The following is a 15,990-nucleotide window of genomic DNA, read 5'->3' as shown; positions in this document are numbered from 1 at the left end:
CCTGCTTAATAATTAAGCAGGTGATTCAATCACGTGGGTCAAATTTGGATGAAATTTATTGCCCGAAGTGGGTCAATTCTGGGCGATCGTCAACAGTGTCGATGCCTGCCAGTGACCACGGTTGCCCACTCGTGAGGTTTCCTGCCACGTCAACGAAGCAAGGCAGGTTATGGCAAGCGGACTTGGCCGCAATGCCGTCGGTAGAAGCGTGACTGAGCTCGCTTGGCTAGGGCACAAGCATTTCGCGTAAGGTATCCGGTGCTCAAGTGCGCTAGCGAACCGAACGGTTGGCGCAATGCCCCTATGATTTTCAAGGAGGCCGTGTGCGGCTTCGCGGGCGGATGCGAAAAGCGTCGCGCAGGGCGCGTTGGCGTTCCCCACGACAACGCGGATCCGGCATTGTCCCTCGCGCGGCCGGCCCAGCCCGCGGCAAGATCAACACCGCCAAGGCCGCTGCACGCGACCAGCCAGCCAGAGGAATTTTATGCCGGCATTACCTGAAGCCCTTCTGCTCGCGCGCATGCAGGGGTCCGCTCACGAAACGGAAAAAATCGTACGTTAGGCGTTGTCGATGTCGATCGAACGGGGGCTGAGGCGCAACAGCGCGGAAAACAGGGTTAAGGGCTGGCTTTGTTCACTGCCTGTCAAAAATTGGTTGAAATGTGTCGACTGGACAGTAGCTCTATCAATCTTCACGGGTATGCCACAGACGCAACACAAAGACGGTTGAATCCTGTATCTCGTAACGGATCTCATAGTGCCCGACAAGGATGCGGCGCACCTCGCGCGGCTCGAACTCGTCGAGGCATTCCCCGATGCGGGGGTTCAATAGCAAATTGGTCGGCGCTGCGGCCAGCGACTGAACGGTACGCGTTGCGACGGCCTTGTTGACGGGTGCCAGGAACTCATGAAGTCGCGCCAAATCGGACAATGCCTTGCTGGTCCACTTCAACTCCATCAGCGTGGTACCAGCAACGGTTTGTCGGTACCCAGGCTGTCTGCCCATGCCTGTACGGACTGGTGATCGGTCACCAGTCCGGCATCGACATCGGCCAGTGCTTCGCGGGTCAAACGACTACGCTCCTCTTCCTGACCAATCCAGGCCGACAGCGCCTGTTTCATGATCCAGCCGCGCGAGCGCTCAAGGCGGGCCGCCAACTGATCGACTTTGTCCGCTAGTGGCAACGGTACGTGTGCAGTAAATACTTTTGTCTCTAGCTGTGCCATCACAGTTTCCTCAATGATCATGTCAGTTTTAACGATTGCTTGTTCGTCAGGCTCGGGGGTGCTGCACTTTTATTTATTAAAAATCATAATGACTAACTTTGATTTTGTCAACGCCACGTCGACTTGGGCCGTACCCTATCCTGATGTCAGGGTGCACACGCCTGGCCGCCTCCAGCTGCGAACCGTGCCGCGGCGTCTCCCTTGTAAAGGTGCCAAACTGATCAGTATCGAAACCTGTGACAAGTTCAATGGAGCAACCCAAGCCGGGCTCAAGCACCGGTGCGATCACACGTTCTTTTCCATGCTGAGTCAGTAAGGCCACGCGGCTTCCGTCGTAGCGAGACTTCTTCGACATCATTCGACCTCCAGGCACAATGGAGACCATGCCCCTTGTTCATAACGCTCGAAGCCCGCAGACTCGAAGCGCCAGAGGTGGAGCCAGCCGTTGTCGAGCAATTGCTTGACGACCGCATGCTTACCAGTCACCGCTTCAATGGCCGCCTGCGGCGCATCGATGACCACGGTCAGTCGCATGGGCTCGTGCACCCAGCGTTCGCCATCATGCAGCGACTGGCGGGACAGCCCGATTCGCAGATCTCCGCCGTTGCCCTCGAAGACGCCGAGGTTGCCACCCACCACGTTGTGCAGCAACTTGTTGCCGCTGCCCAGCCGCAGCGGATCGCAGGTGGACGCGTGGTACTGCCAGTTGATCCAGTGCGTGACAAGCATGGGCGCGGTCATCAACAGTTCCAGCACGCTTCCGTCGCCATCTTGGCTGGCGTCATAGTCGTGCAGGAAACTGCGCCCGGCCAGCACAACGCCACGGCTTCTGTGCCGGGGAGCGATCAAGAAAGCCGCGTTGCCGGCGAGCCCCCATTCTGGTCGTGTCTGCGCGCCGTCGTTGGCACGCCGGCGCAGCTGGCCCAACAGCGCACCGTGCGGCGCACGCGGGTCCAGTTGAAGGCTGGGCGCTCGCTCGCGGCGTACCTGGTCGCAGGCATGGGAAAACACCGCTTGCAGACGCTCCCGGAGAGCGCGGGCATTGTCCGGCAGCAGATCAAGGTCAAACCACTCGATTTCATCGGTGGTGGTGTTATGCAGAACTGCCACGAACACTGTGGATTCTGGGATTGTTAGCGCCCTGGCTTGCAAACCCAGGCGCACCGCTGGTTCATTGAGCAATTGCGCCAGGCTACGCGCATTGACTTCGCCAGTCTGTCCGCAGCAGGCACCACAGTCCAATGCCGCCGCGTGGGCGTTGTTGGCGGACTGACTGCCGTGTCCGACCAGGAGTACCATCGGCGCAACTTGTTGCTCCAAACCCATGGCGTGGAGTACCCCTGCTGCAAGCGCAACTTTTGCTTCAAGGTCCAGCCCTAGCAATTGCGGACGGCAGATCTGGCGGTAACGGGCTGGCAGTCCATCAAGGTCGTCATTGGTACGATCATGCTTACTTGGCAGCAGCCAATTCCCGAGCTTGCCGAGATAGCCCAACCCGGCGGCCTCCACGAAAGAGAACGCTGCGCCAGGCCAGCGGCTGGCAGCCAGCCATTGATCCGCCAAGGCGAACTTGGTCTGACGTGCGCGACTGGCGGCGCTTTGCAACGCTGCATCGGCTCCGCGCTTTGCTGAGTCGGCGCTCATGACGCAATCGCTCACCTCCACGGAAGGGGAGAGCAAGCCCGGCAACTGAGGCCGCCGTGCTTGCGTCGACAGTGGCGTGTAGGCTACTGGCAGACCGAAAAAGCCCGCAAAACCAAGGGTCTGCACGCCCGGCCACACGGCCTCCAAGGCGCGGCGCAAGGGCTCGCTGCGCACGTCGATGCAAAAGGCCGCTTGGACTTCAATCTCTTGCGACACCGGTGCATTGTTGCTTGCCAAGGCCAGCCGCTGCGCCAGGTCACGCTGATAGCCAAGCTCCAGAGCCAACTGCCACGTCTCGTCGATCAAAAGCGCTTGCTCGGCCTGCTTCAGGACTAAGGGGGCCTGGCTCCAGGCCTGCTGGAGTGCGACAAACGCCTGCCTTGCCGTCACGTCATCCTTGCACTCCAACAGCAGCGCGCCCCAAGCTAGGCGGATGGCCAGCAGCTCACGCAGGTGCGAGTCGCTTTTACCCCCCTGCAACCCAGCCTGCCAGCCCAGGTAAGCACACCACGAGGCCCACCCATTGACTGTGAGCAGCACCGACTCGAGGTAGTCAGCCCAAACTGCCTGAGGCAGCCCTAGGCGCTGCATCACCCAGCGCTCTGCTTCAATCGCGGTGGCTGGCAAGGCGTTGACGGCACTGCCGATACGCGGCAAGCCCATCAACAAGCCGATCCCATGGTCGTGCTGCAGGGTGTCTCGCCAAAAGGCGTACAAGCCCTGGGTACGCTCCGGCTGCCAAATCGCCTGATGTTCATCAAAGTAAGCGGCACAGGTTTGGCTCACTTGGTGCGTGATGGCGTCTCGCCACGACAGCCGCGCATGGCGATTGGAATCGCTGTCGAGTACATCAATCAGCAACGGCAATTGCTCCTGCGGCGGGTTCGCTTGCAGCGCGTCGATGCACTGAACAGGGCTAAGGCCTGCCGCGCGCGCCTCAGGTAGCTGTCGCAAAGCTAACGCCAGGTCGGCAGCGCAAATTCGCCCTTCGCGCCACGCGCGCAGTTGCTGATCTCGCGGTGGAAATACCTGGATGCCGCCAAGCACGGCCATCCGTGCGGCCACCCGGCGCACGGGCATGCTGATACGTGACCAATGCGGATTAACAGCGATGGCCCGATCCAGCGGCCATGCGGGTGCAATCGCAAGGCAGGCTTGGCTGCACGCAGCCTCGATCGCAGCATACAGCGCCGCAAGATCAGGAACGGCTTGAGTGGGGTTTGCCGCCCCAGGTTTTGCGTCGGTGGTCCGTATGTCTTTCACGAGGTTCTCCTGTTTGTCAGTTCAGCGCACAGCATCAGAAAGCGGTGATGCGTCGGATTTTGGCTCAACAGGCGTGGAAGCCCTGGACGCCCAGCGAGCCGGACAGATGTGCAGGGCCAGGCGCGTGTAGGCCTCGTCCAGATAAAAGCCCGCATAGCTCCAGCGACGCCAGCGAGCCAGCAGTTGCGGCCGTCCTTGCAGCAGCGCCTGGAAGAAATACAAGGCCGCCAAGCCCGTCAGCGCGATCAGACCGAGTCCGCGGTGAGGCGCATCCTGGAGGCCGAGAGGCAGTGCCTTCCCGGCTATTGCCGCCACCGTGAGGCCGGCAACCATCAAGAGCCCGAAAAAGGCTTGGGTACTGCGCATTCGCCAGTCGGCATTCACGGCGGGAAACCACAGCAAGGGAGCCCAGGCGAAGCCAAGCACTAGGCTCCACCACCAAGGCCAGGAGTCATGACCTGCGATTGTCAGCACCAAGAGCACAGCGGAAATCGTCAGCACCGGTGCTAGCGCCAGGCTGGCGGTACTGGTTGATGAAGCACCGCGCAAAACCTGCAAGCGGGTCTGGCGCACGGCGGTCGATGCCGACAAGAAGGCATGGGCCTTGTAGAGTGAATGGCCAATGAGATGCAGGGCGGCCAAGGTGTAGAGGCCGAGCGCGCATTCAAGCAGCATGAAGCCCATCTGGGCAACGGTTGACCAAGCCAGGCGGACCTTGATGCTGATGCGGGTAAGCATCACCATGCCCGCCAGCACGGCAGTCGCAAGACCGAATATCAATAGCAACAGTCGCGCCGGTGTTGCCTGTTCGAGCAGCGGCGCAAAGCGGATCATCACAAAGCCGCCAAGATTGACCACGCCCGCATGCAACAGCGCAGAGACCGGGGTCGGAGCTTCCATCACCTGGATCAGCCAGCCATGCACCGGCAGCAAGGCTGTGCGGAGGATGACCGCCAACACGAGCAAGACGGCGCTCATTTGCAGGGACAAGGACATGCCCTGGTGGGCAATGTGCACCCACAGCGCCGAGAGCGAGCCGCTGCCGACCTCGAGCCATGCCAGCGCGGTAGCGCCGAGCAGCATCACGTCGGCCAGCCGATCAGCAAGGCGCTTTTTGTGTGCCGCCAGCAGGGCGAAGGGGCGATCTGGGTAGAAGCACAGCAGATGCTGCAGCGCTATACCCACTGATGCCCAGGCCGCGATGAGAAGCAACCAATGATCGGCGATCAAGAGGAGGTGGACGCTGGCCAACACAGCCGCCAGCGCTCCGACATAGCGTCGCTGGCCGACTTCCCCCGCCAGGTAACGAGTAGAAAACGCTGCAATGACCGTGCCGAGCAGTTGTACCAGCAAAGCCAAGACCAGACTCAACGACGTGACGGTCACTGCGCCAGGCCAATGCGCGCCATTTGCTCCCATCAAAAGGGGCGTCGCCATGAATGCCAGCGCGGCAAACGAAACTGCCTGAAACAGGCTCCACAGCCTCGGCGTCGAAACCCAACGCAGTCGCGCCAGTCCCGCCAGCGCCGCTATCAAAACAACCGGCGCCAGGGCACAAGTTAAATACAAAATCTGAAAAATATCCATCCCGTGAACCTAGTTAAAGTTGTTGGGAAGATGATGATTGGGAAAGACGCTTCTGTAAAATAGGTTAATCAGAACAATCTAATAGTTAAAAGAGAATGATTAAACTTGCCCAACTCAATTTCCATCACCTTTTCTATTTCTGGCGCGTGGCCAAACTCGGCCATCTGACTCGCGCTGCAGAGGAGTTACTCACCTCGCAATCAGCGGTTTCGGCTCAGATTCGCCAGCTGGAAGAACGGATTGGCGAGGAGTTGTTTACTCGTGAGGGCCGCCGTCTTATCCTGACCGACACTGGGCATCTTGTGCAGGCTTATGCCGACACCATTTTCGGTCTCGGCCAGGAGATGCTGGGGCGCTTGCAAGGCCGCTCGGCCGGTATTACCCGCCTGCGGGTGGGGAGCGTGGCGACCCTGTCGCGTAATTATCAGGAAAACTGGATTCGACCTGCGCTAACAAACCCAGCCGTTGTGCTGACGCTGGAGTCTGGGCTGTTGGAGGGCCTACTGGTTCGCCTGGTACAGCACCAGTTGGATGTGGTGCTGGCCAATGAGACCGTTCCGGCTGATCCTGATCGTCTGTTGCACTGCCGGTTTTTGGGTAGCCAGTTAATTTCGCTGGTAGGTCCTGCGAGCAATTGGGCATCGCATAGCCTGCGTATTCCGGAAGACTTGGACGGCTTGGACATTGCCTTGCCAGGCCCGCGCCATGCCTTGCGCGCGCAATTCGATGCGCTATGTGCAACTGCAGGTGTTAGCCCCAGACTACGCGCCGAGGTGGATGACATGGCCATGCTTCGCCTGATTGCGCGCGACAGTGGCTGGCTGACATTGTTGCCCGAGGTGGTGGTTCAGGATGAGCTGCGTGCAGGAATTCTCGTGGCCGTGGGTCAGTCAACAGCCCTGCTGGAGCGCTTCTACGCCATCACGACGCCGCGCCGGCAGCGCATCGACGTGCTTGAGCAGTTGCTCACTGGTGCGTCGGAAATCTGATCGCGTGACAAAGCTGCAAGCTAATAGGTGGCAGCTTGTCCAAGGAATATCTTGGTCGGGCAGCAGCAGTGGCGCCGGCTGATGGCAAACAATTGTTTTGCGAGTCCTTAATAACCAGACCTGAACAATTCCGGTCTTAAAAAACTGCTGCGACAAGTACGCATTCTCGCCTTAAAGCGTTCGCAGTCCTGAAATCTCCGTTCAGGTCAGCCGGGAATCACCGTGCTCCGTGCTTTAAGTTCCACGCCACCGCAGACCCCGAATGCAAGATTTTGTCGTCGTCGGAGACGACGACAAAGCGGTTGTTTGAATGCTGGTCAATGCCGCGAAATAACATGTCGACCTCCACGGCAAAATGGGGTTCGCACCACGATTTTTTCGCGTGGCTCCGGCCGAAGGAGGACGGCTAGATGATTTGGCGACCGTCAACAAACTGAAGGTTGAGCGGCTCGAGCTCGACGAAGGGGGATCGTGCTATCTGGACCCCCGCGACCCGGCGTTGCTGAGCAGCTCAGCGCCGGCCGGCCGCGTCGCTTACCGAGTGGTGAGCCGCCAGCCGTGGTACCGAACCCGCTCCACCAGCAGCATGTGCGGCACCGTCAGCGCGGCCAGGCCGACGAACACAATTTGCGTCAACCTGGCCTCAAGCGGCTGCCCTCCTGAAACAACGAGCGCCACGCCACCCGCCAGCGCACACGCCAGCGTGGGGGCCAAGGCGACCTGCAGCAGTAATGTGGTTGGCGTCATCTCAGCCAGCAAGGCGGTGCGAAGGAAATGACGGGGGCTGTGCATGCCGCAAAAAAACAGCGTGAAGGCAACCAGCGGCGTGGCGAAGATCGACAGCAGCACCACGCACAGAACTTCGCCAGCGGCAAGCCAGTCCACCCGTGCTGCAGCGCAGACCACCAGCAGATCCCCCATCAATAGCGGAATCGTCACTGCCTGCAGCAGGTCGACCGCGTCGGCTGCCGCGCCGGCACCAATCAGGTAGCCGAACAGTGCGGCAACCTGATCGGCATGCAGCAGGGTCGGCAACACGATCACGGCACTGCCGTACAGGATGCGTGCGGGCACCGACAACGCGATCACCGGGTCGCCAGAAAAGTGGTATGCCGAGATCAGCAGGAAGGCGGCCAGAAATAACCGTGGCGCCAAATACCACAGCGCGATTACCAGCGCTGCCAGCAGCAGATAGACGCCAATAAACAGCAGCCAATGCCTGCCAGCTCGCACGCGGTACAACCTCTGGGCAAATACGATGTCGAGAGCGCCATGCGGAATACCAAGAAAAAAAATGGCCGCCGCCACCCCGACCAGCAGCGTCGAGGGATTCAGGTCGACCAGCCACGGTGTCGCTGCCAGCCCCAGCACGGCCAACAGACAAAAAGCCATGCCCTGCGCGCGCAGTAACACATTGCCAGCGGTGAGCGGAGAGTCCTTCATGGCGCGTGCAGGAAGTTGCGGCCAAGTTGCCGGATGAACGGCAATGCCGGCAAGGCCGCAATCAAACTCAGGGTGTCACCAAGTGCAGCACGATCACTCATGAAGCGCGCCAGGCTATCCGGCGCGGCGTGCTGAAACATCCTGACAAACAGCGTCGGCGCCAGATCTGGACGGTGACGCAGCAAAGACAGAAACAGCCGATCCATGCCGCGCATGAGCATGCGGTCCGGCGCATGCCCGACCGCTGGTGCGCCGTTTGCGAGCTCGGCTGCGCAGTGGCGCGCCCAGCGTTGAATACGTTGAAACGCATAACCTGTGCTGGCACGGGCGGCACCGTGCATCAGGCCGACCTGCAAGTAATTGGCTCGCCACGTTGTTTTTTCGGGAACCAGTCCCATCGGCAGGATGCCATGCTCCGAGCGCTCGACCTTGAATGGATGTGATCCGACCCGCGCGCGGATTTGCCGCTGCAGTGGCAACGCCAGTTCTGCCGCGGTGACAGGCGCGGCAGAAAATACCGTGAGCTCGATCAGGGCCCGCGTTGCCGACATCGGCAACAGGTACGTAAACACAATGCGGTGCGAGCCGTCGTCAATAAAATCCATCAATGTCGCTGTCGCGGGATCGAATAGCGGTGCCTCGCACGTCACCTCGCTGCCATGAAACGACTGCCATAGCAGCGGCGAGCCGCGTTCTGCACACGGCGCGGCGCCTGGACGGGTATCGATCACTTGGCGCGCGCGGCGCTTCCCGGCCGCAGTCTCGACCTGCCACAAGCCGTTGACAAGCATGGGCTCCGCCACGATGCGCGCACCGGTTTCCAGCCTGATCTGCGGTGCCAGCGCAATGGTCTGCAGCGCCGCGTCATAAAACCGTCTGGCGCTGATCATCTGGTACGGATGCCTGCTGCAGTCGACCGTTACTGCGTGGCCATGCGCACGCAGCGTGACTGCGCGCCATTGGTGTTCAACCGGTTCGGTGCCCGGATCGGCAGCGTCGCCCCAGAAACACCAGGTGCGATCGTTGCCGTAAGCGACGCGCTGCTCGATGATCCCGACCGAGGGACTGGCCCGACCGAATGCGGCCAGTTCGCGCGCCAGGCTCAGTCCGGCGCAGCCACCGCCGAGGATGAGCAGATCGACGTCAGCGGACATGTTCTGGCACAGCGTCAAATACCGTCAGTGGCAGACCGGCCAGAGGCGCGTGCAGCAGCGCATCGTGTTGGGCGCCATGGCCGTTCGCGCTGCGCCCCGCGGCGAGATCGCCCAGCGCCTGCAGCGTCAGTCCGATTTTGCCGGCGGTGGAGACCGTGATTCGACCGCTCCAGTAATCATGGCTGTGGTGTCCGAGGCGGCGGCCGATTGCGCGATACAAGCGCGCAGCAACCAGGATTGCAGCACGTGCTCCGGTCGGCAAATAGTGCAGGCCTTGTTCACCACTGCGGTAATAGCGTTCGGCCGTAGCCAGCAAGACTTTCACGCCGCGTGTGACGACCGGGCGCAGCATCGGGCCCGGGCACAGCAATGCGGCGGGCTCACAATGACCAACCAGCGTGGCCGGCAGGTAGCGCCGCCCCAGTGCGGCGTCGTCAGCCACGTCGCGACAGATATTGGTCAGTTGCATGCCAATTCCCAGGTCGATCGCGTGGCGCAGTGCTGCATCATCCTGCACATCCAGCACGCGACACATCATGATGCCGACGGTGCCGGCCACGCGGTAGCAATAGCGCAGCAAACTGGTTTCGTCGACAAAACGTACCTCACCCAGATCGGACCGCACACCGTGTATGAGTTCCAGCATGATCGCCGGCTCGATGGCGCACTCCTGCATCAGGTCGAGCACATCAGCGACCAACGTATTGGTCGCCTGTTGCCCGGCGATGGCGACACCAAGTGCATCCAGCGCTTGCCATGCCAGTTCCGGCGACGGCGCCTCGTCGGCCAGGTCATCGACGTAGCGGCAGAAACGGTACAAACGGGTCGCGCGCGCCGCATGGCGGCTGCCGAGCAGATGCCGGGCCCAGTAAAAACTGCGGCCACGGGTGGCCAGTACCGTATCGGCATCGTCGGGCATAGCAACCTCCTCGCTGGGACGCGCCTGGCTGGTCATGGCGCGGCCTGCGGAATCATCGAATCGATCACTTTCGCGGAGCACAATACGCCCGGCACGCCGGCGCCGGGATGGGTGCCTGCCCCCACCAGAAACAGGTTGTCGATGCCTTCGGCACGATTATGAAAGCGGAACCAGGCCGACTGGCGAAACAATGGCGCAATCGAGAACCCGGCACCATGCGCGCTGCAATAATCCTGCTTGAAGTTTTCTGGCGTCATGTAAAAATCGGCCGTGATCGTCGTCGGCAGGTCCGGCAGAATGGTCGCCCCCAGCGCCGCAACAATACGATCCCGCAGCAGCGGACCCTGTTTGTCCCAATCGATCTTGCCCTTCAGGTTCGGCACCGGACACAGTACATAAAAACTGTCGCAGCCAGGCGGCGCGAAACTCGGATCGGTTGCCGTCGGTCGATGCAGATACAACGAGAAATCGTCGGCCAGAATGCGCCGGTCAAAAATATCCCGCAGCAGTTCGCGATACCGCTCGCCCATCCAGATGGTGTGATGCGCGACATCCGGGTAAGTCCGCGTGGTACCAAAATACAGGACAAACAATCCCATTGAAAAATGCGCGCTGGCCAATTTCAGGCGGGTGGTCGCCGGCTGCTTTTTGGCGGGAATCATCTCGCCGTAGAGATGGGCCGGATCGGCATTCGACACCACCAGGTCGGCGCCGATGGTGCGGCCATCCGCCAGTCGCACCCCGGTGGCGCGACGGCCATCTAGCATCAGCGCGTTGATGCTGGTGTCGAGCATCACGTCGACCCCCTGCCGCGCCATCAAGGCGCCGAGCGCGTTGGTAATCGCCCCGGTACCGCCCATGGCGAAGTGCACCCCGTAAGCCCGCTCGAGAAAATGAATCAATCCATAAATACTCGTGGTGTCGAATGGATTACCACCAACCAGCAATGGCTGAATCGAAAACGCCTGGCGCAGTTTTGGATGCGACAGATAGTGCGACACCAAACCCCAGACGGTCTTGTAGCTGCGCAGACCGATCAGTCGGGGTATTTGCCGCAGCATGGTCAGGAAGCGATCAAATGGCACCGCCGACAACTCGGTGAAACCCACATCGAAAATACGTTGGGAATGCGCCAGCAACGCGCGGTAGCCATCACAATCCCGCGGCTCGATGCGGGCAATTTCGGCCAGCGTTTCTTCCAGCGTACCGCCGTAGTCGAAGGTGTCGCCATCGGCAAAGCGAAACCGGTACCAGGGCTTCATTGGCACCAGCGCGATGTGATCGGCCAATCGCTCGCCAAACAGCGCAAACAATTCCTCGAACAAAAACGGTGCAGTGATGACGGTCGGCCCGGCATCGTGACGAAAACCGTCTCGCTCAAATATCTGGGCCCGTCCGCCGATCGCGCTGCAACGGTCAATCACGGTGACGCGGTAGTGTTTGGCGCGCAGGCGCAAGGCGGCCGCGATACCACCGAAACCGGCGCCAATGACGATCGCATGTGGCCGCACGGCGGTGCTCACAAACGCCCATTCAATGCGATCGCCAGCTCGGCCAGCAAGCGTCCGCTCTCGTGCGGCAGGGCTGCCGCGCCGGCTGCGGCCACGGTCAGATGATGCTGCGCCAGCGTGACACAGCGCTGCAGCACCGTGCCATCGCCCGCATGTACTGCGTCGCCACTCCGCATCAGCAGGGCGAGGTTCAATGTTTGCCCTACATCCTCGCTGCCGGCATCCTTCTCGAGATCATCCAGATCGTCGGCAATCTGGTAGCCAATCGCAAAAGCTTCGGCGGCTTCACACGCCTTGTCGGCCCACTGTCCCTGACCGGCTGCGATCAGGGCCAATTCGAGCGGCAAGCTCAGCAGCGCTCCGGATTTACCCGCGACGATTTGCAAGTAGGTCGACACGTCGAGGATTGGTCGGATACGGTGCGAGACGTCCGCCGCCTGCCCCCGAATGGCGGCCGCGGTTCGGGCATGCACCAGAGACAGCATCTGCTGCAGGCAGGTCGACCGATCCATATCCGCCAGTGCCGCATAGGCAGCCGACAGCAGCAAGTCGCCGGTACAAATCGCGGTGGCTTCACCGTAGATTTTCCAGACGGCATCGGCACCGCGCCGTTGGACATCGCGATCCTGCAAATCGTCGTGCACCAGCGACGCGTTGTGCAGTAATTCACAGGCGCTGGCAATGGCGACTGCGTCACGCGCAGACAACCCTAAATGGAACGCGGCGTCGAGCGCCAATCTGGCGCGAATACGGCTGCCACCGGCATGCAGGTGATAGGTTGCGGCGCCTGCCGCGGTATTGAAAATGTCAGCGTCGGGAGCGGGTTTCCGCTGGATCAGATCCCGGCAACGCTGTTCCACAGAATGAAGGCCATCAATCGTGTTCCACGTAGGAGCCGTTGATGCCATGACCAATCGAGCAGACATGGAGGTACTCCAGAGGGCATTTCAGTCGAAGGGACAGTGCCGCCAGAGCAAAGCGCACTGGCGGCACTGACGGACGCAGAAAATTACACGTGTCCTTCCGCCTCTGACTTGCGTGCGGCGATCAAAAAGATCAGCACGCCGAAGCCCGCCTTGGCCACGATGTCGGCGACGGTATAGCCGACTTGAACGGCAGTGGTGGCGCTACCGCCGGTGAGGCCGATCATCGGAAACACGAACACGACCGGATAGAAGCACCAGGAAATGATGGTGACCCAACGCGCACTGCTGATCAGACCGCGTGCCGCAGCCGGTTGCGAGCTGATGGATGCACTCAGGCCAACGAACAGGTCGTAGACGATGAGAATGAACGGGACCATCGCCAACGCCCACCAGATCCAGCGTGTACTTGGATCGGCCGAGACCTCGCCGGGATAACCGAGCACCACCATTAGCGCGGCGAGCAAGCCGAGCTTGGTGGCCTTGGCCACGGTTTCGGCGCGGGGCAAACGCATCACCAGAATCAGCTCAATCAACAGCAGCGGCACCGTCAGCAACCAGTCGACATAGCGGTATGCATCATTGAATTTGACGCCGGAAGCTGCGACTTGACCACCGGAGACGGTGAACGATGCCTCCCACGAGTTGAAAATGCGCAGGTAGTGGTACGCCGCAATCAAGGTGACCAGACCCGTAATGGTCAGAGCCGTTCGGTAAGCCGAGGCAACCTGCGATCGCCCGAGAAAGAAAAATATCGTTGCGGCCCCCATGACGGCGATGGCAAACGAAAATGCGTTGTAGACGAGTTCGTACTGACTGACGGTAATAGCTTCCACTGGTCGCTCTCCTTATTTAGACGCGATTATTTTTGTGAATAACCCGCTGACAAAGACCGGACATGATCTCTGTTTACCAACGGGCAATAACAGCGCTACGGAGCGAGGCTACTTGTCGCTTTTTTCGTCGGCAATCCGCTTGCGTTCAGCCTCAGCGATAAACTGCATGATGCCGGCGGTATAGCGTTTGTCAGGACAAGGATTGCCCTGGATTGCGTCCTTGACGAATTGAACCGCCATCAATGACTCCATCAATCCGGGATTAGCTCCCAGTTCAAGCATTGCTGCATTGAATGTGATGGCGTCAGTACTCTCTTCAAGTAGCGTCGCCACGATGGCAATACCCTCGAGATTCGGTGTCGGCTTCAAATAAAACTACCTCGCAGAAATAGCTCTGTCTAATAAAGGACGTATATCGGTGGCGATAGTTGCACGGGCCCTGAAAATTAGTGAACGAACCGTGTTTAAAGGAATATGCAAGGTATCTGCAATCTCGGCATAGCTGCAGTGATCCATTTCACGCATCGTGATGGAGCTGCGCATTTGCGGTGAGAGCCGGTCGATCGATTGCTCAATGGCAAACAGCAATTGCTGTCCACAGAGACTGTCTTCCGGACTTGGCGCGAAGTTTTCAGCGCCGGGGGCATAAATCGGATTACTGGTTTCGGCCAGCACATCGATCGATACGGCATTGTCTGCGTGCATATGACCCTCCCGATAGTAGGACGTCGAGATGTTGCGCGCAATCCTGTACAGCCAGGTCGAAAAAGCGCTTTCAAAGCGAAAATTCACCAGCCCGCGATAGGCCCGCAAAAAGACCTCCTGGGTCAATTCCTCTGCCACACTCGCGTTGTGCACATTCATATTAATGAGTGATGCCACGCGGCGCTGGTATTTGATCACCAACACTTCAAATGCGCGAATGTCACCTGCATTAAAGCGCTGGATCAGCAGGTGGTCCAGCGACCGCTGTCCACCGGGCTGATTCTGGCACGGCGCATTGATCGCCTCGGAAGCATGCTTCTCGGCGCAGTCCACTGCCTCGTTGTTTTCCATCAATTGATCTTTTGGTAGCGCCATTCATCGAGTATAGCGAGCACCGGAATTGTTTGCCGGCGACGCGCATATGACCTGCGCAGACAGCTGCAGGCGAGAACGGATGCTACTTGCAGGCAGATCAAATCGGACGGACCGGAAGGCGACCAACCTGAAGGTAATTGGTCGCCATTTCATGGACGAGCGCAAATAGCCAGCTCGAGAACGGGCTTTCACACTCGAAATTATCGAGCGCACGAAAAGCGCGCAAAAAGACATGTTGCGTCAATTCCTCCGCCACGTCCGGATCGCGCACATGCAGGTCAATCAGCGATGCGACACGGTATCGGTATCTGATCAAAAGCACTTCGAATGCCAGGAGATCGCCAGCGTTGAAGCGCTCGATCAGCAAGTGGTCAACCGAGCGCTGCGCGCAGGCACAGTTTGAGGTTGAAACAACTTTCGCAGGCAAGGCGTGCGTACGAATCGCACCGGATGCAACCCGGCTTCCCGATATTTTTTGTTTTGACATCGCCATCTCCCCCAGTCCAGTGAGTAACAGGCGTCGAACATGCAGTTACTCGTCGGCTATCTTTGTATTTTGTCAACAAACTCGGCGGTTACTAACGGGGGAATGCCTTGTGGAGGTTTTCCCTCCAAATCAATTTTTCAGGCGGTCAAATCAGCGCTCTCTCGTCAGTTATCTTAAGATACTCGTGAGTGCGTTTATTTACCAAGAGTTTTTTAAGCGAATAACCAGTCATCAAACGTCTGCCAGCACAATATATTTTTTTGGCAACTGATCACGGCCGAACGCAGACACTACTCCGATCCCTTTTTCTTCCGGAGGAGATAAACAAGTGAAGAATTTGACTTAGTGGGTTGTTTCCCGTCCTGCCATCCGTCACCGGTATTCCGGCAGCCTCGACCCAATGGTCGGGTTACTGCGCTTGCGGCGATTGGTGGTCTCAATACAGCACGGGCTGCGTGAACCGGCGGACAATCGTTCCCATAGGTCATGTTGGCAATCGTTAGCGCTGTGAACCGGCTCATGGGGGTTGGAATGAATCTACTGGAACGAAGGCTTTTTATCTCCTTTTTTTCGTGCATCTTGTGTGCCGCTTGCGCACAAACTCCTGCCGAATGGGATCCGTCCACCAGCGTGATGGGCAACCCTGTCGCGGTTGAGTCCGCCAGCAGGGTAATTATCCTTGGGCCAGCGACCGAGCAAGTCGACGTCACCGGCGGCGAAAGCGTCGCGTTCGCGGTCGGCGAGAAGGCGTTCGCATGGAAATTCGATGGCTCACCTGGCGTCACCCGTGTTGACTTGATGCGCGTCGCACCCGCCGGGCTGTTGAACCATTCGTAAGCGCCTCACGAGCGACGTCTTGACCAATTTCACTTCGTAGCGAATACGGTATTTAGCGCGAACCAGCGCCAAGCTGGCCGGCCACATTCC

The 15,990-nt window shown here is 59.5% G+C and carries 15 protein-coding genes; 2 read left to right on the top strand and 13 right to left on the bottom strand.

Features of this window, described 5'->3' with window-relative positions; all coding sequences use genetic code 11:
• Positions 1-685: 685 nt before the first annotated feature.
• From RCH09_RS18340 to RCH09_RS18325, 4 genes are all read right to left on the bottom strand, one after another.
• Complete coding sequence (locus RCH09_RS18340; RefSeq protein WP_326942591.1) at positions 686-958, bottom strand: type II toxin-antitoxin system RelE/ParE family toxin; 273 nt, start codon at positions 956-958, stop codon at positions 686-688.
• Positions 958-1,227, bottom strand: a complete 270-nt coding sequence (locus tag RCH09_RS18335; RefSeq protein WP_326942590.1) for a CopG family ribbon-helix-helix protein — start codon at positions 1,225-1,227, stop codon at positions 958-960. The genes RCH09_RS18340 and RCH09_RS18335 overlap by 1 nt, the downstream gene beginning before the upstream one ends.
• Before the next feature lie 354 nt (positions 1,228-1,581).
• Complete coding sequence (locus RCH09_RS18330) at positions 1,582-4,125, bottom strand: YbcC family protein (protein ID WP_442785062.1); 2,544 nt, start codon at positions 4,123-4,125, stop codon at positions 1,582-1,584.
• A 30-nt stretch (positions 4,126-4,155) separates the two neighbouring features.
• Positions 4,156-5,721 carry an NADH-quinone oxidoreductase subunit L gene (locus tag RCH09_RS18325; protein ID WP_326942589.1) on the bottom strand — a complete coding sequence of 522 codons (1,566 nt, stop codon included), beginning with the start codon at positions 5,719-5,721 and terminating at the stop codon, positions 4,156-4,158.
• A 98-nt stretch (positions 5,722-5,819) separates the two neighbouring features.
• Here RCH09_RS18325 and RCH09_RS18320 point away from each other — a divergent pair, with 98 nt between their 5' ends.
• Complete coding sequence (locus tag RCH09_RS18320; RefSeq protein WP_326942592.1) at positions 5,820-6,710, top strand: LysR family transcriptional regulator; 891 nt, start codon at positions 5,820-5,822, stop codon at positions 6,708-6,710.
• A 534-nt stretch (positions 6,711-7,244) separates the two neighbouring features.
• Here the strand turns inward: RCH09_RS18320 and RCH09_RS18315 are convergent.
• The 9 genes from RCH09_RS18315 to RCH09_RS18275 form a co-directional block, all read right to left on the bottom strand.
• Positions 7,245-8,153, bottom strand: coding sequence for a Brp/Blh family beta-carotene 15,15'-dioxygenase (locus tag RCH09_RS18315; protein WP_326942588.1), 909 nt, complete (start codon positions 8,151-8,153; stop codon positions 7,245-7,247).
• Positions 8,150-9,307: a lycopene cyclase family protein gene (locus RCH09_RS18310; protein WP_326942587.1), complete on the bottom strand. Its 1,158-nt coding sequence runs from the start codon at positions 9,305-9,307 to the stop codon at positions 8,150-8,152. Before RCH09_RS18310 ends, RCH09_RS18315 begins: the two co-directional genes overlap by 4 nt.
• The gene (locus RCH09_RS18305) at positions 9,297-10,226 is read right to left on the bottom strand and encodes a phytoene/squalene synthase family protein (protein WP_326942586.1); all 930 of its coding nucleotides are present in this window, start codon (positions 10,224-10,226) and stop codon (positions 9,297-9,299) included. The genes RCH09_RS18310 and RCH09_RS18305 overlap by 11 nt, the downstream gene beginning before the upstream one ends.
• Before the next feature lie 32 nt (positions 10,227-10,258).
• Positions 10,259-11,737, bottom strand: a complete 1,479-nt coding sequence (crtI, locus tag RCH09_RS18300) for a phytoene desaturase family protein (protein ID WP_326942585.1) — start codon at positions 11,735-11,737, stop codon at positions 10,259-10,261.
• A gap of 8 nt (positions 11,738-11,745) precedes the next feature.
• Positions 11,746-12,663, bottom strand: a complete 918-nt coding sequence (locus RCH09_RS18295; RefSeq protein WP_326942584.1) for a polyprenyl synthetase family protein — start codon at positions 12,661-12,663, stop codon at positions 11,746-11,748.
• Between the two features lie 83 nt (positions 12,664-12,746).
• Positions 12,747-13,496, bottom strand: coding sequence for a bacteriorhodopsin-like (locus RCH09_RS18290; RefSeq protein ID WP_326942583.1), 750 nt, complete (start codon positions 13,494-13,496; stop codon positions 12,747-12,749).
• Between the two features lie 108 nt (positions 13,497-13,604).
• On the bottom strand, positions 13,605-13,865 hold the full coding sequence (locus RCH09_RS18285; RefSeq protein ID WP_326942582.1) for a hypothetical protein: 261 nt from the start codon (positions 13,863-13,865) through the stop codon (positions 13,605-13,607).
• Positions 13,866-13,871: 6 nt separating this feature from the next.
• Entirely contained in the window at positions 13,872-14,552 is a 681-nt protein-coding gene (locus RCH09_RS18280) for a sigma-70 family RNA polymerase sigma factor (protein WP_326942581.1), read from the bottom strand.
• Between the two features lie 121 nt (positions 14,553-14,673).
• Positions 14,674-15,063: a sigma factor gene (locus RCH09_RS18275; protein WP_326942580.1), complete on the bottom strand. Its 390-nt coding sequence runs from the start codon at positions 15,061-15,063 to the stop codon at positions 14,674-14,676.
• 531 nt (positions 15,064-15,594) lie between these two features.
• Between RCH09_RS18275 and RCH09_RS18270 the strand changes: the two genes are divergently transcribed.
• Positions 15,595-15,900 carry a CzcE family metal-binding protein gene (locus RCH09_RS18270; protein WP_326942579.1) on the top strand — a complete coding sequence of 102 codons (306 nt, stop codon included), beginning with the start codon at positions 15,595-15,597 and terminating at the stop codon, positions 15,898-15,900.
• Positions 15,901-15,990 lie beyond the last annotated feature (90 nt).

This window comes from Actimicrobium sp. GrIS 1.19, assembly GCF_035984655.1.
GTDB lineage: Bacteria > Pseudomonadota > Gammaproteobacteria > Burkholderiales > Burkholderiaceae_D > Actimicrobium.
Note: the sequence above shows the minus strand (reverse complement) of the source record. Positions and strands in the feature narration are given on the sequence as shown.

Coding starts and splice junctions, on each gene's coding strand:
- RCH09_RS18335 (WP_326942590.1), bottom strand. CDS start 1,227: ATGGCACAGCTAGAGACAAAAGTATTTACTGCACACGTACCGTTGCCA.
- RCH09_RS18275 (WP_326942580.1), bottom strand. CDS start 15,063: ATGTCAAAACAAAAAATATCGGGAAGCCGGGTTGCATCCGGTGCGATT.
- RCH09_RS18280 (WP_326942581.1), bottom strand. CDS start 14,552: ATGGAAAACAACGAGGCAGTGGACTGCGCCGAGAAGCATGCTTCCGAG.
- RCH09_RS18310 (WP_326942587.1), bottom strand. CDS start 9,307: ATGTCCGCTGACGTCGATCTGCTCATCCTCGGCGGTGGCTGCGCCGGA.
- RCH09_RS18325 (WP_326942589.1), bottom strand. CDS start 5,721: ATGGATATTTTTCAGATTTTGTATTTAACTTGTGCCCTGGCGCCGGTT.
- RCH09_RS18305 (WP_326942586.1), bottom strand. CDS start 10,226: ATGCCCGACGATGCCGATACGGTACTGGCCACCCGTGGCCGCAGTTTT.
- RCH09_RS18340 (WP_326942591.1), bottom strand. CDS start 958: ATGGAGTTGAAGTGGACCAGCAAGGCATTGTCCGATTTGGCGCGACTT.
- RCH09_RS18295 (WP_326942584.1), bottom strand. CDS start 12,663: ATGTCTGCTCGATTGGTCATGGCATCAACGGCTCCTACGTGGAACACG.
- RCH09_RS18270 (WP_326942579.1), top strand. CDS start 15,595: ATGAATCTACTGGAACGAAGGCTTTTTATCTCCTTTTTTTCGTGCATC.
- RCH09_RS18315 (WP_326942588.1), bottom strand. CDS start 8,153: ATGAAGGACTCTCCGCTCACCGCTGGCAATGTGTTACTGCGCGCGCAG.